At 54.3% G+C, this 19,750-nt stretch carries 15 protein-coding genes; 10 read left to right on the top strand and 5 right to left on the bottom strand.

Going from position 1 to position 19,750, the window contains the following annotated elements; all coding sequences use genetic code 11:
• The first annotated feature begins 138 nt into the window (after positions 1-138).
• Positions 139-1,077, top strand: a complete 939-nt coding sequence (gene mdh / locus H650_RS11700; protein WP_020455457.1) for a malate dehydrogenase — start codon at positions 139-141, stop codon at positions 1,075-1,077.
• A 66-nt stretch (positions 1,078-1,143) separates the two neighbouring features.
• On the opposite strand, the gene degS is transcribed toward mdh, so the two are convergent.
• The 3 genes from degS to zapG form a co-directional block, all read right to left on the bottom strand.
• Entirely contained in the window at positions 1,144-2,211 is a 1,068-nt protein-coding gene (degS, locus tag H650_RS11695; protein WP_020455456.1) for an outer membrane-stress sensor serine endopeptidase DegS, read from the bottom strand.
• Positions 2,212-2,303: 92 nt separating this feature from the next.
• Positions 2,304-3,680, bottom strand: coding sequence for a serine endoprotease DegQ (gene degQ / locus H650_RS11690; protein WP_044489500.1), 1,377 nt, complete (start codon positions 3,678-3,680; stop codon positions 2,304-2,306).
• Between the two features lie 169 nt (positions 3,681-3,849).
• Positions 3,850-4,248, bottom strand: coding sequence for a Z-ring associated protein ZapG (gene zapG, locus H650_RS11685; RefSeq protein ID WP_017457307.1), 399 nt, complete (start codon positions 4,246-4,248; stop codon positions 3,850-3,852).
• A 189-nt stretch (positions 4,249-4,437) separates the two neighbouring features.
• Between zapG and zapE the strand changes: the two genes are divergently transcribed.
• From zapE to sspB, 5 genes are all read left to right on the top strand, one after another.
• On the top strand, positions 4,438-5,565 hold the full coding sequence (gene zapE, locus H650_RS11680) for a cell division protein ZapE (RefSeq protein WP_020455454.1): 1,128 nt from the start codon (positions 4,438-4,440) through the stop codon (positions 5,563-5,565).
• A gap of 255 nt (positions 5,566-5,820) precedes the next feature.
• Positions 5,821-6,249, top strand: a complete 429-nt coding sequence (rplM, locus tag H650_RS11675) for a 50S ribosomal protein L13 (RefSeq protein ID WP_004868222.1) — start codon at positions 5,821-5,823, stop codon at positions 6,247-6,249.
• 15 nt (positions 6,250-6,264) lie between these two features.
• Positions 6,265-6,657, top strand: a complete 393-nt coding sequence (gene rpsI / locus H650_RS11670) for a 30S ribosomal protein S9 (protein ID WP_000829818.1) — start codon at positions 6,265-6,267, stop codon at positions 6,655-6,657.
• Between the two features lie 313 nt (positions 6,658-6,970).
• Entirely contained in the window at positions 6,971-7,609 is a 639-nt protein-coding gene (gene sspA, locus H650_RS11665) for a stringent starvation protein SspA (protein ID WP_017457310.1), read from the top strand.
• 4 nt (positions 7,610-7,613) lie between these two features.
• Complete coding sequence (gene sspB / locus H650_RS11660; RefSeq protein ID WP_020455453.1) at positions 7,614-8,117, top strand: ClpXP protease specificity-enhancing factor; 504 nt, start codon at positions 7,614-7,616, stop codon at positions 8,115-8,117.
• Between the two features lie 96 nt (positions 8,118-8,213).
• On the opposite strand, the gene H650_RS11655 is transcribed toward sspB, so the two are convergent.
• Together H650_RS11655 and gltB are read right to left on the bottom strand one after the other, a co-directional pair.
• Positions 8,214-9,632, bottom strand: coding sequence for a glutamate synthase small subunit (locus tag H650_RS11655; RefSeq protein ID WP_020455452.1), 1,419 nt, complete (start codon positions 9,630-9,632; stop codon positions 8,214-8,216).
• A gap of 9 nt (positions 9,633-9,641) precedes the next feature.
• Positions 9,642-14,102, bottom strand: coding sequence for a glutamate synthase large subunit (gltB, locus tag H650_RS11650; protein WP_071925234.1), 4,461 nt, complete (start codon positions 14,100-14,102; stop codon positions 9,642-9,644).
• A gap of 670 nt (positions 14,103-14,772) precedes the next feature.
• Here gltB and mnmL point away from each other — a divergent pair.
• From mnmL to mtgA, 4 genes are all read left to right on the top strand, one after another.
• The gene (mnmL, locus tag H650_RS11645) at positions 14,773-15,699 is read left to right on the top strand and encodes a tRNA modification radical SAM protein MnmL/YtqA (protein ID WP_020455450.1); all 927 of its coding nucleotides are present in this window, start codon (positions 14,773-14,775) and stop codon (positions 15,697-15,699) included.
• A gap of 101 nt (positions 15,700-15,800) precedes the next feature.
• Positions 15,801-18,137, top strand: coding sequence for an aerobic respiration two-component sensor histidine kinase ArcB (arcB, locus tag H650_RS11640; protein ID WP_020455449.1), 2,337 nt, complete (start codon positions 15,801-15,803; stop codon positions 18,135-18,137).
• A gap of 230 nt (positions 18,138-18,367) precedes the next feature.
• Positions 18,368-19,021 carry an isoprenoid biosynthesis glyoxalase ElbB gene (elbB, locus tag H650_RS11635; protein ID WP_020455448.1) on the top strand — a complete coding sequence of 218 codons (654 nt, stop codon included), beginning with the start codon at positions 18,368-18,370 and terminating at the stop codon, positions 19,019-19,021.
• Positions 19,018-19,749 carry a monofunctional biosynthetic peptidoglycan transglycosylase gene (gene mtgA / locus H650_RS11630; RefSeq protein WP_020455447.1) on the top strand — a complete coding sequence of 244 codons (732 nt, stop codon included), beginning with the start codon at positions 19,018-19,020 and terminating at the stop codon, positions 19,747-19,749. The genes elbB and mtgA overlap by 4 nt, the downstream gene beginning before the upstream one ends.
• The last annotated feature ends 1 nt before the right edge of the window (position 19,750 follow it).

Below are 19,750 nucleotides of genomic sequence, written 5' to 3'. Positions count from 1 at the left end.
ATCCATCCTTATATAAGATCTTAACAGTGGGCTGCGCCGCACTATTTTGGCGCGTTTACTGTCATAATTACCAGGGTGGATTAAGGTCGCCGCAACGGAGTAACAAAATATTTAGCTAACCATAATAAGGAGTTTAGGATGAAAGTCGCAGTCCTCGGCGCGGCCGGCGGTATCGGTCAAGCGCTCGCCCTACTACTGAAAACACAACTGCCTTCAGGTTCAGAACTCTCCCTGTATGATATTGCACCTGTAACCCCTGGGGTTGCCGTTGACCTCAGCCATATTCCTACCGCTGTAACCATTAAAGGCTTCTCCGGCGATGATGCGACGCCTGCGCTGGAAGGCGCCGATGTGGTGCTGATTTCCGCGGGTGTGGCGCGTAAACCGGGTATGGATCGCTCCGACCTGTTTAACGTCAACGCCGGTATCGTGAAAAACCTGGTCGCTCAGGTGGCGAAAACCGCGCCGAAAGCCTGTATTGGCATCATCACTAACCCGGTAAACACGACAGTCGCGATTGCCGCTGAAGTGCTAAAAAAAGCCGGTGTTTACGATAAGAACAAGCTGTTTGGCGTTACCACGCTGGACATCATCCGTTCCAACACCTTCGTGGCAGAGTTGAAAGGCAAACAGCCAACGGATATCGAAGTCCCGGTTATCGGTGGTCACTCTGGTGTAACAATCCTTCCGCTGCTGTCGCAAATCCCGGGCGTAAGCTTCAGCGAACAGGAAGTGGCCGATCTGACAAAACGCATTCAGAACGCCGGTACCGAAGTGGTCGAGGCGAAAGCGGGTGGCGGTTCAGCAACGCTTTCCATGGGCCAGGCCGCCGCACGTTTTGGTTTGTCGCTGGTGCGCGCGCTGCAGGGCGAGCAAGGCGTTGTTGAGTGCGCTTATGTGGAAGGTGACGGCGAATACGCGCGTTTCTTCTCGCAGCCGCTGCTGCTGGGCAAAAACGGTATCGAGGAGCGTCACGCTATCGGTAAGCTCAGCGCGTTTGAACAGCAGTCGCTGGAAGGCATGCTGGATACGCTGAAAAAAGATATTCAGCTTGGTGTCGATTTCGTTAATCGTTAAGCCTTGTTGTCCTGCACGTGCAGGAAGAAAAAACCGGAGCCTGTAGCTCCGGTTTTTTTATGGCACTCAGTTGGTCGCCGGGTATTCCTGAATCGTGACCTTGAAGGTGAGTTTCTTGTCGTCGCGCATGACCTCGACCGGAATTTCAGACCCTGGCCGGATTTCCGCCACTTGATCCATGGTTTCGAGGGCGGAAACAGCCGGTTTTCCGTTCACCGAGGTGATCACATCATTGACCTGAATCCCCGCGCGTGCCGCCGGGCCATCCGGCGAGACTTCGTTGACGACAATCCCCTGGATCGGATCGATACCGCCGCCCTGAGTATGCAACGGCGCGATCTCCCGGCCGCCAATGCCGATATAGCCACGGATCACGCGGCCATCACGGATCAACTTATCCATGATTTTGGTCGCCAGCTGGAAGGGAATGGCGAATCCGATACCTTCCGGCGTTTCGCCGTCATTACTTTTATCAAACGACAGGGTGTTGATACCCATCAGTTCGCCCAGCGAATTCACCAGCGCGCCGCCGGAGTTACCGTGGTTAATGGATGCATCGGTCTGCAAAAAGTTTTGCCGCCCGCTGGGATTCAAACCAATACGACCTGTGGCACTGATAATCCCCTGGGTCGTCGTTTGACCAAGGTTATACGGGTTGCCGATCGCCAGCACCACATCGCCGATATGCGGTGTGCGCTTTGTGTTGATGGGGATCACCGGCAGGCCGCCGTTCGCATTAATCTTCAATACCGCAAGATCAGTCAACGTATCCGAGCCCACCAGTAACGCCTCAAACACCCGACCATCCTGCAGCGCGACAATGATTTGGTCCGCATCGTTGATCACATGTTTGTTGGTGATGATATAGCCGCGTTGATCCATGATGACGCCGGAACCGAGCGTACGTATTTCGAGGCGATCATGGGTGGAGCTATTCAGGCTACGGTTATAGACGTTCACGACCGCAGGCGCTGCGCGACGAACTGCCGGGTTATAGCTGGCAGGCGTTTCATCGGCGCTGTCGATTTGCGGCGTCGCGAGCGGAATATTTTTACGCAGCGAAGGCATGGCGGCGATGATCAGACCACCGACGACCAAACCGATTGCCACGGAACGTAAAAGCTTCACATACATGATGGGATAGTCATTAAAAGGAGAACGGCAGCAGCATAACATGAGTTATCCGGACATCACACGCAGGCGGTGATGTCCGGCGGCAGAATTACTTAGCGCAGCAGCAGATAGATACTGTCGTTGCCCCGCACGATATGCAGTGCCATAACGGAAGGTTTCGCTTCCAGCACTTTGCGCATTTCAGCAATCGACTGAACACGATCGCGGTTAACGCCAATGATCATATCATCTTTATGCAGGCCAGCCTGCGCGGCGGCGCTGCCTTTTTCCACATTACCAACGGTGATGCCTTTGGTGCCATCTTTCAACTGACCATCGCTCAGCTCCGCGCCTTGCAGTGATGGAGAGATCAGTTCTGCGCTGGCGGAAGATGAGGTGCTTTTATCAAGCGTCACTTCAACATCCATTGGTTTGCCATCGCGTAACAGGCCTAACTTCACTTTGGCACCTGGTTCGGTGGTCGCAATACGCGAACGCAGTTCAGCGAAGCTGCTCAGGGGCTTACCGTTCAGGCTAACAATCACATCACCCGATTTGATCCCTGCTTTCGCCGAACCCGAATTCGGCAGCACTTCACTGACAAATGCGCCGCGCTGCACGTTCAGGTTAAAGGCTTTGGCGATATCCGCGCTCATTTCGGTGCCTTTAATGCCCAGCAGACCGCGTTTGATTTCACCAAACTGAATCAACTGGCGGGAGAGGGTTTGCGCCATGTTACTTGGGATCGCGAAGCCGATGCCGACGCTACCGCCGCCCGGTGCGAGTATCGCCGTGTTAATGCCGATAAGTTCGCCGTTCAGGTTGAGCAGCGCGCCGCCGGAGTTGCCACGGTTAATGGAAGCATCGGTCTGGATAAAGTTTTCCAGCCCTTCAAGGTTCAGGCCGCTGCGACCGAGCGCAGAGACAATCCCGGATGTGGCGGTTTGCCCTAGGCCGAAGGGGTTGCCGACGGCAATAACGAAGTCGCCAACGCGCAGTTGATCGGAATCGGCGATGGCAATTTGCGTCAGATTGCTCGCATTTTGTAATTGCAGCAGCGCGATGTCGCTCTGGTCGTCCCCGCCAATCAATTTGGCTTCGAATTCGCGTCCGTCATTCAACTGCACATTGATTTTTTGTGCCTGGTTAATCACGTGGTTATTGGTCAGCACGTAACCTTTAGCGGCGTCGATAATCACCCCGGAGCCAAGACCTTCAAACGGCTGAGGCTGCTGCTGGGGTTGATCCGGCATCTCTTCGCCGAAATATTTTTTCAGTTCTTCAGGGACTTTCTGACCTTGTACCGCCGTGCCTTCTACCTGCACGCTAACAACCGCTGGCAGAACCTTTTCCAGCACCGGCGCGAGGCTGGGTAACGCTCCCTGACCAGGGACTTGTGACGGCATTGCCGCAAGGGTCTGAAAGGGTGCCGAGAGAGTTAACCCGACACTTAACGCAAATGCACTCAACAGCTGGGTTTGTTTCTTCATTGATGCTGGCTCTCGTAACCTGAAGTGGAAGGAATGACGCCCCAAAACAGTTTGATGTTATTGAAATTTCAACCGGGTAACAATGAGGTGAATGACTAAATAATAGCTGCGATGCGCAAGAAGGGACGGGCGCAAGGAGCGCGCCCGTAAATATTTATGATGTGTTCGATTACTTACGGCTGGCGCCGCCGCGCAGCAGGCCGGAAGCACCTTCAGAATAGTCACGCGGGATCTGCACCGGTGCCTGATCGTTGCTGGCTTCAGATTCAGCCAGACGGTTGCGGAACGGGTTCTCTTCCGCAGACATTTCCGGCAGCAGGCTGGACGAACTTTTCGCCATATGCTGATAAAGCTGGCGGTAGTCGTGCGCCATGTTATCCAGCAGTTCAGCGCTGCGGGCAAAATGGCTTACCAGCTCTTCGCGATACTCTTCGAGCTCCGCTTTGTTTTTCTCCAGCTCATACTGCAAGGCCTGCTGTTGGCGCAATTTGCGGTTTCCGAAACGCATACCCACGGCACCAATAATAATGCCGACAACCAACCCAATTAGCGCATATTCCCAGGTCATGAACTTCTCCCGTTGTTTTTTGATTCCGTAGGGTGTGGGCTGCAAGCTCCTGCCTGCGCCTGATTGTGCCACTATAACCGCTAATCGTGCAGAAGTGGAATCCTGACGCAGCATCGCGTAGTGTAGAACGGCCTTTTTTTCGTCAACCCTGTGGGGGCGGATCGATTTTCAAGGAATAACAACAACACCATGCAGAGCCTTTCCCCAACATCGCGATATTTAAATGCCCTGAACGAGGGTAGCCATCAACCGGATGATGTGCAAAAAGAAGCCGTCTCACGGCTGGATGTCATTTACCAGGCATTAATTAGCCGCAGCGAACCCGCCGCGCCGCAAGGTGGTGGCTTGATGGCGAAATTTAGCAAGCTGCTCGGCAAACGTGAGCCTAAAGAAGCCGCACCTGTACGTGGTCTCTATATGTGGGGCGGCGTCGGGCGGGGAAAAACCTGGCTGATGGACATGTTCTATCAAAGTCTGCCCGGCGAGCGTAAACAGCGTCTGCACTTTCACCGCTTTATGCTGCGCGTCCATGAAGAACTGACCTCGCTACAGGGGCAAAGCGATCCGCTGGAAATCGTGGCCGACCGCTTTAAAGCCGAAACCGATGTGCTGTGCTTTGACGAGTTTTTTGTCTCGGATATCACGGACGCCATGCTGCTTGGTGGGCTGATGAAAGCGCTGTTCGCACGTGGTATCACGCTGGTGGCGACATCGAACATTCCGCCGGATGAACTGTACCGTAACGGTTTGCAGCGGGCGCGGTTTTTACCTGCGATTGACGCTATTAAGCAGTTTTGCGACGTCATGAATGTCGACGCGGGTGTGGACTACCGGCTGCGTACACTAACGCAGGCGCACCTGTGGTTAACGCCGTTAGATGCCAGTACCGCTCAGCAGATGGACAAATTGTGGCTGGCGTTGGCGGGCGCGGCACGACAAAACGCGCCGGAACTGGAGATTAATCATCGGCCATTGCCAACGCTGGGTATGGAAAACCAGACGCTGGCGGTGTCGTTTTCAACCCTCTGCGTGGATGCCCGCAGCCAGCATGACTACATTGCGCTTTCACGGCTCTTTCATACGGTGATGTTGTTTGATGTGCCGGTGATGACGCCGCTGATGGAGAGCGAAGCGCGGCGGTTTATCGCGCTGGTGGATGAGTTCTACGAGCGTCACGTGAAGCTGGTGGTGAGCGCAGCGGCAGCGTTGCATGACATCTATCAGGGTGAGCGGCTGAAGTTTGAATTCCAGCGCTGTTTATCTCGCTTGCAAGAGATGCAGAGCGAAGAATATCTGAAACGCGCACATATGCCCTGATGCGGCCTTGCCTTCTTTTATTGCCAGAGGGCGACAAAACCTGCGTCAAATCACGAAAAGGGGTCGATCTTTGACCCCGACTTCTCTATAATCCTGCGACCCCACGTTACAAGAAGGTTTTTTTCCCGAAACTTTCTCTGCGCCGGCATAGGCTATTCGAAGGGGTAGGTTTGCTGGACAATGTCGTGTGAACCTCAACTGACTAAACGTTTGGGTGTTCACCAACGTGTAACTAATTATTTGGGTAAGCTTTTAATGAAAACTTTTACAGCTAAACCAGAAACCGTAAAACGCGACTGGTATGTTGTTGACGCGACCGGTAAAACTCTGGGCCGTCTGGCTTCCGAACTGGCTCGTCGCCTGCGCGGTAAGCATAAAGCGGAATACACTCCGCACGTTGATACGGGTGATTACATCATCGTTCTGAACGCAGAAAAAGTTGCTGTAACCGGCAACAAGCGCGAAGACAAAATGTATTACCACCACACCGGCCACATCGGTGGTATCAAAGAAGCGACCTTTGAAGAGATGATTGCTCGCCGTCCTGAGCGTGTGATTGAAATCGCGGTTAAAGGCATGCTGCCAAAAGGCCCGCTGGGTCGTGCTATGTACCGTAAACTGAAAGTTTACGCTGGCAACGAGCACAACCACGCGGCACAGCAACCGCAAGTTCTTGACATCTAATCGGGATTATAGGCAATGGCTGAAAATCAATACTACGGCACTGGTCGCCGCAAAAGCTCCGCCGCTCGCGTGTTTATCAAACCGGGCAACGGTAAAATCGTAATCAACCAGCGTTCGCTGGAACAGTACTTCGGTCGTGAAACTGCCCGCATGGTAGTTCGTCAGCCGCTGGAACTGGTCGACATGGTTGAAAAATTGGACCTGTACATCACCGTTAAAGGTGGTGGTATCTCCGGTCAGGCTGGTGCGATCCGTCACGGTATCACCCGCGCTCTGATGGAGTACGACGAGTCCCTGCGTTCCGAACTGCGTAAAGCTGGCTTCGTCACTCGTGACGCGCGTCAGGTTGAACGTAAAAAAGTCGGTCTGCGCAAAGCACGTCGTCGTCCGCAGTTCTCCAAACGTTAATTGGTTTCTGCTTCGGCAGAACGATTGGCGAAAAAACCCGGTGCGAGCCGGGTTTTTTTATGGATAAAGATCGTGTTATCCACAGCAATCCATTGATTATCTCTTCTTTTTCAGCATTTCCAGAATCCCCTCACCACAAAGCCCGCAAAATCTGGTAAACTATCATCCAATTTTCTGCCCAAATGGCTGGGATTGTTCATTTTTTGTTTGCCTTATAACGAGAGTGACAGTACGCGCGGGTAGTTAACTCAACATCTGACCGGTCGATTAAGTCCGGTAGCAGTAAATTCTGAATATATACCTGGAGGTTTTCATGGCTGTCGCAGCCAACAAACGTTCGGTAATGACGCTGTTTTCTGGTCCTGTGGACATCTATAGCCATCAGGTCCGTATCGTGCTGGCCGAAAAAGGTGTCAGCTTCGAAATTGAGCACGTGGAAAAGGATAATCCTCCTCAGGATCTGATTGACCTCAACCCGAATCAAAGCGTACCGACACTTGTAGATCGTGAACTCACCCTGTGGGAATCACGCATCATTATGGAATATCTGGACGAGCGTTTCCCGCACCCGCCGTTAATGCCGGTTTACCCGGTGGCGCGCGGTGAGAGCCGTCTGTACATGCACCGTATTGAGAAAGACTGGTATTCGCTGATGAATACCATCCAGAACAGCAGTGGCGCACAGGCGGACGCGGCGCGTAAACAGCTGCGTGAAGAGCTGCTGGCGATTGGCCCGCTGTTCACCCAGAAACCGTACTTCCTGAACGACGAGTTCAGCCTGGTTGACTGCTACCTCGCACCGCTGCTGTGGCGTCTGCCGGTACTGGGTATCGAACTGAGTGGTGCCGGTGCGAAAGAGCTGAAAGGGTATATGACACGCGTTTTCGAGCGTGATTCCTTCCTTGCCTCTCTGACAGAAGCCGAGCGCGAAATGCGCCTGGGCCGGGGTTAACTGCATGGATTTGTCACAACTGTCTCCACGCCGTCCGTATTTACTGCGGGCCTTCTACGAATGGCTGCTGGATAACCAGCTTACGCCGCATCTGGTTGTTGATGTGACGTTGCCGGGCGTACGCGTGCCGATGGAGTATGCGCGTGACGGGCAGATCGTGTTGAACATTGCGCCGCGTGCGGTTGGCAACCTGGAACTGGCGAATGACGAAGTGCGTTTCAACGCGCGCTTCGGCGGCGTGCCGCGTCAGGTTGAAGTGCCAATGGCTGCCGTGCTGGCGGTTTATGCCCGTGAAAACGGCGCCGGTACGATGTTTGAACCGGAAGCCGCGTACGATGAAGAGGTCGTCAGCCTGAACGATGACGATCATACTTCAGCGCAGGAAAGCGAGACGGTGATGTCGGTTATCGACGGTGATAAACCCGATCACGAAGACGATCACGATAACAGCCCGGATGACGATCCGCCGCCGCGCGGTGGGCGTCCATCGCTGCGTGTGGTGAAGTAACCTGGAAAGCAGAACCTGATGGTTCTGCTTTTTTTTGTGTTTAATATGCGCATAAAAAAGGAGGCCGAAGCCTCCTTTTTGGTCGCTACATGGGTATTACACTTCGAGGTAGTTCAGGATGCCGTCCGCCGCCTTACGGCCTTCGGCAATCGCCGTTACCACCAAATCGGAGCCACGCACGATGTCGCCGCCAGCAAAGATTTTTGGATTGCTGGTCTGGAACGCATTTTCGCTGCCCTCTGGCGCAATCACGCGGCCCTGCGAATCCAGCTCAACGCTGTGTTTCGCCAGCCACTCCATGCTATGCGGGCGGAAACCAAACGCCATAACAACCGCGTCGGCCGGAACCACATGTTCAGAACCGGCAACAATTTCCGCACGACGACGGCCTTTCGCATCCGGCGCGCCCATTTCCGTGCGTGCCATCTTCACGCCGCACACTTTACCGTTGGCATTGATTTCAATGCCCAGCGGCTGCACGTTGAACTGGAACTCCACGCCCTCTTCGCGCGCGTTTTTCACTTCGCGTTTCGACCCCGGCATGTTCTCTTCGTCACGGCGATAGGCACAGATAACGTGCGTCGCGCCCTGGCGCACTGACGTACGCACACAGTCCATTGCGGTATCGCCACCGCCAAGCACCACAACACGTTTGCCTTCCATGCTGACATACGGTTCTTCCGGCGTTTCACCGAAGCCCATAATCTGCTTGGTGTTAGCGATGAGGAACGGCAGCGCGTCAAACACGCCGTTTGCGTCTTCATTTTCCAGCCCGCCGCGCATCGACTGATAAGTCCCGACGCCAAGAAACACCGCATCGTACTCTTTCAGCAACTCGTCAATCTGTACGTCGCGACCCACTTCGGTATTGAGTTTGAACTCAATACCCATACCGGTGAAAATTTCACGACGGCGTGTCATTACCTCTTTTTCCAGCTTAAAGGCCGGAATACCAAAGGTCAGCAGGCCGCCGATCTCCGGGTGACGATCGAACACCACCGCTTTCACGCCGTTGCGGGTCAGTACATCGGCACAGGCCAGACCTGCCGGACCTGCACCAATTATCGCCACACGTTTATCGGTCTGTTTCACGCCGGTCAAATCCGGACGCCAGCCCATTTCGAACGCTTTATCATTGATATAGCGTTCAATGTTGCCGATGGTCACCGCGCCAAACTCGTCGTTCAGCGTACAGGAACCTTCACACAACCTGTCTTGCGGGCAAACGCGGCCGCACACTTCCGGCAAGGTGTTGGTCTGATGCGACAGTTCAGCCGCTTCAAAAATACGCCCCTCATTTGCCAGCTTCAGCCAGTTCGGGATGTAGTTATGGACCGGACATTTCCACTCACAGTAAGGGTTGCCGCAGGAGAGGCAGCGATCTGCCTGTGCTTTGGCCTGGCCTTCTGAAAACGGCTCATAGATTTCAACAAATTCAATTTTACGGATCTTCAGCGCTTTCTTCGGCGGATCAACGCGCTGCAAGTCGATAAACTGGTATACGTTCTGACTCATTGCTACCCCTTACTGCGCCTGCACACGCAGCTCTGCTGCGCTACGACTACGGTGACCCAACAGTGCTTTCACATCGCTGGACTTCGGCTTAACCAGCGCGAATTTGCTGGAGAAGGCTGGCCAGTTCGCCAGGATCTCTTCGCCGCGCTGCGAACCGGTATGCTGCACATGCTCGGTGATAAGACCGCGCAGGTGCTCTTCGTGGATGGCGAGGTCATCGACGCTCAGCACTTCCACCAGCTCCGGGTTCACACGTTTACGGAATTCACCATCTTCATCCAGCACATAGGCGAAGCCGCCCGTCATTCCCGCACCAAAGTTAACACCGGTTCGACCCAATACGCAGACGATACCGCCGGTCATGTATTCACAGCCGTTATCGCCGATACCTTCCACCACGGTGATAGCGCCAGAGTTACGTACCGCGAAACGCTCACCCGCACGGCCTGCGGCGTACAGACGACCGCCGGTTGCGCCATACAGGCAGGTGTTACCAATAATGCTCGCTTCGTGGCTGCGGAAGGCAGAACCAACCGGTGGACGTACCGCCAGCAAGCCGCCAGCCATACCTTTGCCCACGTAGTCGTTAGCGTCGCCAGTCAGATAGAGTTCCACGCCGCCTGCGTTCCACACGCCGAAGCTCTGGCCTGCGGTACCGCTAAAGTGCGCTTTGATCGGATCTGCCGCCAGCCCCTGGTCGCCATGTGTTTGCGCGATATAACCCGACAGCAGCGCGCCGACGGAACGATCGGTGTTGCGAATATCGAACCAGAAGGTTTTGCTCTGCTTCTCATCGACAAACGGTTTCGCCTGTTGCAGCAACTGCGCGTTCAGCACGCCATTATCAAACGGCGGGTTGTTTTCGGTGCAGTAGAGCGCTTTGCCCGGATGCGGCTCCGCTGTTTCCAGCAGTTTCGACAGATCGAGTTTTTGCTGTTTGGCAGTGAAGCCATCCAGCTCTTTGAGCAGATCGGTACGGCCAATCAAGTCCACCAGACGTTTAACGCCCAGTTGCGCCATCAGCTCACGGGTTTCACGGGCGATAAATTCAAAGTAGTTGGTCACTTTGAACGGCAGACCGTGATAATGGTTTTTACGCAGCTTCTCATCCTGGGTAGCCACACCGGTCGCGCAGTTGTTCAGGTGACAAATTCGCAGATATTTACAGCCCAGCGCCACCATCGGGCCGGTACCAAAACCAAAACTTTCCGCACCCAGAATCGCCGCTTTAATGATGTCCTGGCCGGTTTTCAGACCGCCATCCACCTGCAAACGGATCTTATGACGCAAGCCATTAGCCACCAGCGCCTGCTGGGTTTCTACCAGGCCAAGCTCCCACGGACAACCGGCATATTTCACCGAAGAGAGCGGGCTTGCACCGGTACCACCGTCATAACCGGCGATAGTGATAAGGTCAGCGTAGGCTTTCGCCACGCCGGTCGCGATGGTGCCAACGCCCGGTTCGGAAACCAGTTTGACGGAAATCATCGCTTTCGGGTTGACCTGTTTCAGATCGAAAATCAGCTGCGCCAGATCCTCGATAGAGTAAATATCGTGGTGCGGCGGCGGAGAGATCAGCGTAACGCCAGGCACGGAGTAGCGCAGTTTAGCGATATACGGCGTGACTTTATCACCCGGTAACTGACCGCCTTCGCCCGGTTTTGCCCCCTGAGCCACTTTGATCTGAATAACATCCGCGTTGACCAGGTACGCAGGCGTAACGCCGAAACGACCAGAGGCCACCTGTTTGATGCGTGACACTTTATTGGTGCCGTAGCGCGCCGGATCTTCGCCGCCTTCGCCGGAGTTAGAGAACCCGCCGAGGCTGTTCATCGCTTCCGCCAGTGCTTCGTGCGCTTCCGGGCTCAGGGCGCCGATGGACATCGCTGCGGTATCGAAGCGTTTAAACAGCTCCGTCGCCGGTTCAACATCTTTCAGGCTCACCGCTTCGCCATTCGGCGTAATCGCCAGCAGATCGCGCAGCGTTGCCGCCGGGCGCTCATTCACCAGCTTCGCGTATTGCTGGTAATCGCTGTATTCGCCGCTCTGTACCGCCTGTTGCAGCGTGCGCACCACATCCGGGTTGTACGCATGGTACTCGCCGCCGTGAACATACTTCAGCAAACCACCTTGCTCCAGCGGCTTACGTGCCAGCCATGCGCGTTTGGAAAGGTTCAGCAGATCCTGCTGGAAGTCAGCAAAACCGGCGCCGCCGATACGGCTGACCACGCCCTGGAAGCACAGCCCGGAAACATCATCGTGCAGGCCGACGGCTTCAAACAGTTTCGAACAGCGGTAAGAGGCGATAGTCGAAATGCCCATTTTGGACATGATCTTGTACAGCCCTTTGTTGATGCCGTTACGGTAGTTCAGCATCACCGTGCGGTAATCTTTTTCGATGGCTTTACTGTCCACCAGTTTCGCCAGCGTCTCATATGCCAGGTACGGGTAGATTGCCGTCGCGCCGAAGCCCAGCAGCACCGCGAAGTGGTGCGGATCACGGGCGCTTGCGGTTTCAACAATAATGTTGGCGTCGCAGCGCAGGCTCTTATCAACCAGGCGGGTCTGAATCGCGCCAACGGCCATCGGTGCCGGAACTGGCAGACGGTTTTTGGCGATATTACGGTCAGAGAGCACCAGCAGAACCGTGCCGTTACGCACCATCTGCTCAGCTTTATCGCACAGCGCTTTAATGGTCTCTTCCAGCGTGGTTTCGGTGACGTCGAAGGTGATATCGAGCGTATCAGCGCGATAGTGTTCCTCTTTCATCGTCGTCAGCTGTTTGAAATCAGAGAACAGCAGGATCGGCGATTTAAAGCTCAAACGGTGTGCCTGGCCTTCCGCTTCGCAGAAGACGTTCATCTCGCGGCCAATGCTGGTCGCCAGCGACATCACGTGCGCTTCACGCAGCGGATCGATAGGCGGGTTGGTGACCTGCGCGAACTGCTGGCGGAAGTAGTCATAAATGATGCGCGGCTGGCTGGAAAGCACGGCAAATGGCGTGTCATCGCCCATTGAGCCGACCGCTTCCTGGCCGTTTTCGCCCAGCACACGAATTACTGAATCGAGCTCTTCGAAGCTGTAATTAAACTGTTTCTGGTAGCTTGTCAGCAGGTCGTCGTCCATTTCGCGCATGCCGACTTCTTCATCCGGCAGGTCTTCGAACGGCACCAGACGGCGGACGTTTTTCTCCATCCACTCTTTGTACGGGTGGCGGCTTTTCAGATCGTCATCGGTTTCAGCGGAGTGCAGAATGCGTCCGCCGCGGGTATCAATAACCATCAGCTCGCCAGGGCCAACGCGGCCTTTTTCGACCACTTCGTCCGGCTGGTAATCCCAAATCCCCACTTCAGAGGCGCAGGTGATCAGCTTGTCTTTGGTGATGACGTAGCGCGCCGGGCGCAGGCCGTTACGGTCGAGGTTACAGGCGGCGAAACGACCATCGGACATCACGATGCCCGCCGGGCCGTCCCACGGCTCCATATGCATGGAGTTAAAGTCAAAGAAGCTGCGCAGATCCGGATCCATCTCCGGGTTGTTCTGCCATGCTGGCGGCACCAGCAAACGCATGGCGCGCACAATATCCATCCCGCCCGCCAGCAGCAGTTCAAGCATGTTATCCATGGAACTGGAGTCGGAGCCGGTTTCGTTGACGAATGGCGCGGCGTCATGCAGATCCGGGATCAGCGGCGTCTGGAATTTGTAAGTACGCGCACGCGCCCACTGGCGGTTACCGGTAATGGTGTTGATTTCACCGTTGTGCGCCAGGTAGCGGAACGGCTGCGCCAGCGGCCAGCGCGGTACGGTGTTGGTGGAGAAGCGTTGGTGGAACAGGCAAATGGCCGATTCCAGACGCAGATCCGCCAGGTCCAGGTAGAAGCGCGGCAGATCCGCCGGCATACACAGACCTTTATAGATGTTCACCAGATTCGAGAGGCTACATACGTAGAACTCTTTATCTTCCTGCAGGCGCTTTTCGATGCGGCGACGGGCGATAAACAGGCGGCGCTCCATATCGCGCGGACGCCAGCCCGCAGGGGCGTTAACAAAAATTTGCTCAATACGAGGCAGCGAGGAGAGGGCGATTTCACCGAGCACCCCTTCGTTGGTTGGCACATCGCGCCAGCCGACAATCGACAGGGTTTCGCGTTGAAGTTCTTCTTCTACAATACGGCGCGACGCGTTGGCTTTTTCGGCATCCTGATTCAGGAACAGCATACCAACGGCGTAGTTTTTAGCTAAGCGCCAGCCGCGTTCTTCCGCAACGATACGGAAAAAACGATCGGGTTTTTGCAGCAGCAGGCCACAACCGTCACCGGTTTTGCCATCGGCGAGAATCGCGCCGCGGTGCTGCATTCGGGCCAGTGCGTGAATAGCGGTACGCACTACCTTGTGGCTAGGTTCGCCTTCTATGTGGGCGATCAGGCCGAAACCACAGTTATCTCTCTCAAGAGATTTATCGTACAACATATCAGTGAACCTCCCCAGGCTCTACGAGAGCCCCTCCAGAACGTTACGCACAGGCACAAAAAGAGCATGGCGACGGGGCAATTGCCTCGCATGTCGCCCTCTTTAATTTCCTTTTCGCATCGATACACAAGTGTTGAGGACTTGCTTAAGAGGGAATCTCAATTACTGCATAAATATGATGAGCAGACTGCTCATCCAGAAAGCTTCCAGCGGATTCCCAAGTTATCGGGAATCCGTACACAGGTCAAATGCCGAGCTTATTTATACAAAAATGTGCTAAAACATATTTATGTTATTGATATTTATGGTTATTTAAGGATTTTTACATTCAATGAACGCGTTACCAGGCGGCAGCATAGTGTGATCTGACTCACTATCTAAAAGCGCTGTTTCTGATGTTCTATTCTGAGTGGGGTTTTATTGGCAGATTTTTATTCTGCTATGTGCGTCAGAGTCGCATGAACGCACTGTTTTTCACGCGTGATAGTATTTCTGCAAAATAACGCAGCGACATAAGGAAAAGTAATCGTCTTTAGGGTGCATGAAATTGCGATTATATTGACTGATTATGCAATGAATAAAAGCCTTCCAGGGCGATTGATCCAGGTCATCGCCGACGAAAGCTAAAAGTGGCAGGCTACGCCCTTTTATTTGGGCGGCCTTTCAGATTATGCAGTTACAGAAATTAGTCAATATGTTTGGTGGGGATCTTGCCCGCCGCTATGGCGAAAAAGTCCATAAACTGACATTGCATGGCGGATTTAGCTGCCCTAACCGTGATGGCACCATTGGTCGCGGCGGTTGCACTTTCTGTAATGTCGCCTCTTTTGCTGACGAAGCGCAGCAGCATCAATCCATTGCCGCACAACTTGCTCACCAGGCACAGTTGGTGAACCGCGCCCGGCGCTATCTCGCCTATTTCCAGGCGTACACCAGTACCTGGGCAGAAGTGCAGGTGCTGCGCTCGATGTACCAGCAAGCAGTCAGTCAGGCGAATATTGTTGGCTTGTGTGTGGGAACACGCCCGGATTGCGTACCGGAGGCTGTGCTGGATTTGCTGTGCGAATACCGTGAGCAGGGTTATGAAGTGTGGCTGGAGCTGGGTTTGCAGACTGCGCATGATAAAACGCTGCATCGTATCAATCGCGGGCACGACTTCGCCTGTTATCAACACACGACGCAGCAAGCCCGTGAGCGCGGCCTGAAAGTCTGCGCTCATCTTATCGTCGGATTACCCGGCGAGCGCCACGTAGAGTGCCTGGAGACGATACAGCGCGTTGTAGAAACCGGTGTCGACGGCATCAAGTTACATCCTTTACATATCGTGAAAGGCAGCACTATGGCGAAGGCCTGGGAAGCGGGGCGCCTGAATGGAATCGGGCTGGAAGAGTTCACCGTCATCGCTGGCGAAATGATTCGCCATACGCCGCCGGAGGTGATTTTTCACCGTGTCTCCGCCAGCGCACGTCGCCCGACGCTGCTTGCCCCGCTGTGGTGTGAAAACCGCTGGACGGGAATGGTCGAGCTGGATCGCTACCTGAAAGAGCAGGGCGGGCAAGGTTCTGCGCTGGGGCGTTGCTGGCAATTACCCGTCTGATCTCATCACGAAACGCTAATCATCCCTGCATTTTTTGCACAAGCTTCAACGCGTTGCTCAGAATTGAGTATTATTGAGCGGAATTGTTCGAGGAAATCTCTATGAAGCAAATCCGTTTACTGGCGCAATATTACGTCGACCTGATGATGAAGCTGGGTCTGGTGCGTTTTTCCATGCTGCTTGCTTTGGCGCTAGTGGTGCTGGCAATCGTGGTGCAGATGGCCGTTACCATGGTGTTGCAGGGGAAAGTGGAAAGCATTGATGTTATCCGCTCCATCTTTTTTGGCTTGCTGATCACGCCATGGGCGGTTTATTTCCTGTCGGTGGTGGTTGAGCAGCTCGAAGAGTCGCGCCAGCGGTTATCGCGGCTGGTTGAAAAACTGGAAGAGATGCGCGATCGCGACCTGAAACTCAATGTGCAGTTGAAAGACAATATTGCCAAGCTTAACCAGGAGATCAGCGACCGCGAGAAAGCGGAAGCCGAGCGCCAGGAAACCTTTGAACAGCTAAAAATAGAGATGCAGGAGCGCGAGCAGACGCAAATTCAGCTTGAGCAGCAATCCTCTTTTCTGCGTTCCTTCCTCGACGCTTCGCCGGATCTGGTGTTCTATCGCAACGAAGATAAAGAATTCTCCGGCTGTAACCGGGCGATGGAGTTGCTGACCGGTAAGAGCGAGAAGCAGCTTATTCACCTCAAGCCGCAGGATGTCTATTCACCGGAAGCAGCGGAAAAAGTGATTGAGACCGATGAAAAAGTTTTTCGTCACAACGTCTCTTTAACCTACGAACAGTGGCTGGATTACCCGGACGGCCGCAAAGCCTGTTTCGAGATCCGCAAAGTCCCTTATTACGATCGCGTCGGTAAACGCCACGGGCTGATGGGCTTTGGTCGCGATATCACTGAGCGTAAACGCTACCAGGACGCGCTTGAGCGCGCCAGCCGGGATAAGACCACCTTTATTTCCACCATCAGCCACGAGCTGCGTACGCCGCTGAATGGCATTGTTGGATTAAGCCGTATTCTGCTGGATACCGATTTGACGCAAGAGCAGGAAAAATACCTGAAGACGATCCATGTTTCCGCCGTAACGCTCGGCAATATTTTCAACGATATTATCGACATGGATAAGATGGAGCGGCGTAAAGTCCAGCTGGATAACCAACCGCTTGATTTCACCAGCTTCCTGGCGGATCTGGAAAACCTCTCGGCTCTGCAGGCGCACCAGAAAGGGTTGCGCTTTGTTCTTGATCCAACGTTACCGCTGCCACATCAGGTGGTTACGGACGGTACGCGTTTGCGCCAGATCCTTTGGAACCTTATCAGCAACGCCGTTAAATTTACCCGTGAAGGGCAGGTCGTGGTGCGTGTGCGTTATGACGAAGGCGATATGCTGCACTTTGAAGTGCAGGATTCCGGGATCGGTATTCCCCGCGATGAGCAGGATAAAATTTTCGCCATGTATTACCAGGTGAAAGACAGCCACGGCGGTAAACCGGCGACGGGAACCGGTATAGGTCTGGCCGTTTCGCGCCGTCTGGCGAAGAACATGGGCGGCGACATAACCGTCAGCAGTGAGCCAGGGGCGGGTTCGATATTTACCTTGACCATTCACGCTCCGGCGGTAGCGGAAGAAGTTGAAGACGCGTTTGAAGATGATGACATGCCGCTTCCGGCGTTACATGTGCTGCTGGTAGAAGATATCGAGCTGAACGTGATCGTCGCACGCTCGGTGCTGGAAAAACTGGGCAGCAGCGTGGATGTCGCCATGACCGGTACTGCCGCGCTGGAGATGTTCACGCCGGGTGAATACGATTTAGTGTTGCTGGACATTCAGTTGCCGGATATGACCGGGCTGGATATTTCGCGAGAGTTGACCCGCCGTTACGCGCGTGAGGATTTACCGCCGCTGGTGGCGCTTACCGCCAACGTGCTGAAAGACAAACAGGAATACCTTGATGCGGGCATGGATGATGTATTAAGCAAACCGCTGGCAGTCCCGGCATTAACTGCCATGATTAAAAAGTTCTGGGATGCGAGTGAAAGTGAGGAGGAACCTGTGACAGCCATGGACAACAGTAAAGTACAAACGCTGCTTGATACCGCCATGCTTGAGCAGTATATCGAGCTGGTCGGGCCGAAATTGATTACCGACGGGCTGGATGTGTTTGAAAAAATGATGCCGGGTTATTTGAGCGTGCTCGAGTCAAACCTGACCGCGCGCGACCAAAAAGGGATTGTGGAAGAGGGCCATAAAATTAAAGGCGCCGCAGGTTCTGTCGGGCTGCGCCATCTTCAACAGCTTGGCCAGCAGATTCAGTCTCCCGATCTTCCTGCCTGGTGGGACAATGTTGGCGACTGGGTGGAAGAGATGAAGCAGGAGTGGCGCAATGATGTGGCGGTGTTAAAAGCCTGGGTGGCGGACGCTGGAAAAAAATGACCCCGGATTAACCGGGGTGCGCGAATACTGCGCCAACACCAGGGAAATCGTGGCTGCGCCGTAATAAATTATATTTTTTGCAAGGGCGTAGCCTGAAAAAATTCGACCACACGCACATAAGATAGCAAATCTTAAATGATTTGTTACATCAATCAGTGAAATGTGTGAAGCAAGGCTCCCTTATCAAAATTTTTAATTATCGTCAGTACGTTGCATAAAGGATGAGCAAAATGAAAAAAATCGGCGTGATTCTCAGCGGCGCAGGTGTGTATGACGGTTCTGAGATTCATGAGGCGGTGATTACGCTGTTAGCAATTGCCCGTCATGGTGCGCAGGCGGTCTGTTTCGCTCCCGATAAATGGCAAAGCGATGTGGTAAACCATCTCACGGGTGAGACGCTGGCTGAGCGCCGTAATGTACTGATTGAATCCGCCCGTATCGCCCGTGGCAATGTCCAGCCGTTATCGCAGGCATCTGCAAATGATCTGGATGCGCTGATTGTACCGGGTGGTTTTGGCGCAGCGAAAAACCTCAGTAATTTTGCCAGCCTCGGCAGTGAATGCACCGTTGACAGCAGCCTTAAAACACTGGCGCTGGAGATGCACGAAGCAGGTAAACCGCTCGGTTTTATGTGCATCGCACCGGCAATGTTGCCGAAAATCTTCGATTTTCCCCTACGTCTGACGATCGGTACGGATATTGATACCGCAGAAGTGCTGGAAGAGATGGGGGCCGAGCATGTGCCTTGCCCGGTCGACGATATTGTCGTGGATGAAGAGAACAAAGTGGTGACGACGCCGGCGTATATGCTGGCAGAGGACATCGCGCAGGCCGCTTCCGGTATCGAAAAGCTGGTGGCGCGCGTACTGGTACTGGCCGAATGAGGAAGTGGTTTCGCGGCCCGCTGAAAGCCACCTTAAAGCGCATTGCTCTGCGGGTTTTATGCGTACTGGCACTCTTCTGGGGTGGCGGCATTGTGCTGTTCAGTTTCCTGCCGGTACCTTTTTCCGCCGTGATGGTGGAACGCCAGCTGGGCGCGTGGTTTAGCGGCGACTTTGGCTATGTCGCGCATTCCGACTGGGTCGGTATGGATGATATTTCGCCGTGGATGGCGCTGGCGGTGGTGGCCGCTGAAGATCAGCGTTTTCCAGAACACTGGGGGCTGGATTTTAGCGCCATTGAGAAAGCGCTCTCGCATAACGAGCGCCATGAGAACCGTATTCGTGGTGCCTCGACGATCTCACAGCAGACGGTAAAAAATCTGCTGCTATGGGATGGAAAAAGCTGGGTGCGTAAAGGGCTGGAAGCCGGCCTGACGCTTGGGATGGAAGCGGTGTGGACCAAACGGCGGATCCTGACCGTTTACCTTAATATCGCTGAGTTCGGGGACGGCGTATTTGGCGTCGAGGAAGCATCACAGCGCTATTTCCATAAACCGGCGAGCCGCTTAAGTATGTCAGAAGCGGCGCTACTGGCCGCCGTATTGCCAAACCCGATCCGTTTTCAGGCCGCCGCGCCATCTGGCTATGTACGTAGCCGTCAGGCATGGATCCTGCGCCAGATGCGGCAGTTAGGCGGGGAAGCGTTCCTGGATCGCAATAAGCTGTACTGAA

It is taken from the genome of Enterobacter sp. R4-368, assembly GCF_000410515.1.
GTDB lineage: Bacteria > Pseudomonadota > Gammaproteobacteria > Enterobacterales > Enterobacteriaceae > Kosakonia.
The sequence above is the reverse complement of the archived record's forward strand: the minus strand, read 5'-3'. Positions and strand labels throughout refer to the sequence as shown.

Excerpts from the sequence above, each read along its gene's own strand:
- mdh (WP_020455457.1), top strand. The coding sequence starts at position 139 with ATGAAAGTCGCAGTCCTCGGCGCGGCCGGCGGTATCGGTCAAGCGCTC.
- degS (WP_020455456.1), bottom strand. The coding sequence starts at position 2,211 with ATGTATGTGAAGCTTTTACGTTCCGTGGCAATCGGTTTGGTCGTCGGT.
- degQ (WP_044489500.1), bottom strand. The coding sequence starts at position 3,680 with ATGAAGAAACAAACCCAGCTGTTGAGTGCATTTGCGTTAAGTGTCGGG.
- zapG (WP_017457307.1), bottom strand. The coding sequence starts at position 4,248 with ATGACCTGGGAATATGCGCTAATTGGGTTGGTTGTCGGCATTATTATT.
- zapE (WP_020455454.1), top strand. The coding sequence starts at position 4,438 with ATGCAGAGCCTTTCCCCAACATCGCGATATTTAAATGCCCTGAACGAG.
- rplM (WP_004868222.1), top strand. The coding sequence starts at position 5,821 with ATGAAAACTTTTACAGCTAAACCAGAAACCGTAAAACGCGACTGGTAT.
- rpsI (WP_000829818.1), top strand. The coding sequence starts at position 6,265 with ATGGCTGAAAATCAATACTACGGCACTGGTCGCCGCAAAAGCTCCGCC.
- sspA (WP_017457310.1), top strand. The coding sequence starts at position 6,971 with ATGGCTGTCGCAGCCAACAAACGTTCGGTAATGACGCTGTTTTCTGGT.
- sspB (WP_020455453.1), top strand. The coding sequence starts at position 7,614 with ATGGATTTGTCACAACTGTCTCCACGCCGTCCGTATTTACTGCGGGCC.
- H650_RS11655 (WP_020455452.1), bottom strand. The coding sequence starts at position 9,632 with ATGAGTCAGAACGTATACCAGTTTATCGACTTGCAGCGCGTTGATCCG.
- gltB (WP_071925234.1), bottom strand. The coding sequence starts at position 14,102 with ATGTTGTACGATAAATCTCTTGAGAGAGATAACTGTGGTTTCGGCCTG.
- mnmL (WP_020455450.1), top strand. The coding sequence starts at position 14,773 with ATGCAGTTACAGAAATTAGTCAATATGTTTGGTGGGGATCTTGCCCGC.
- arcB (WP_020455449.1), top strand. The coding sequence starts at position 15,801 with ATGAAGCAAATCCGTTTACTGGCGCAATATTACGTCGACCTGATGATG.
- elbB (WP_020455448.1), top strand. The coding sequence starts at position 18,368 with ATGAAAAAAATCGGCGTGATTCTCAGCGGCGCAGGTGTGTATGACGGT.
- mtgA (WP_020455447.1), top strand. The coding sequence starts at position 19,018 with ATGAGGAAGTGGTTTCGCGGCCCGCTGAAAGCCACCTTAAAGCGCATT.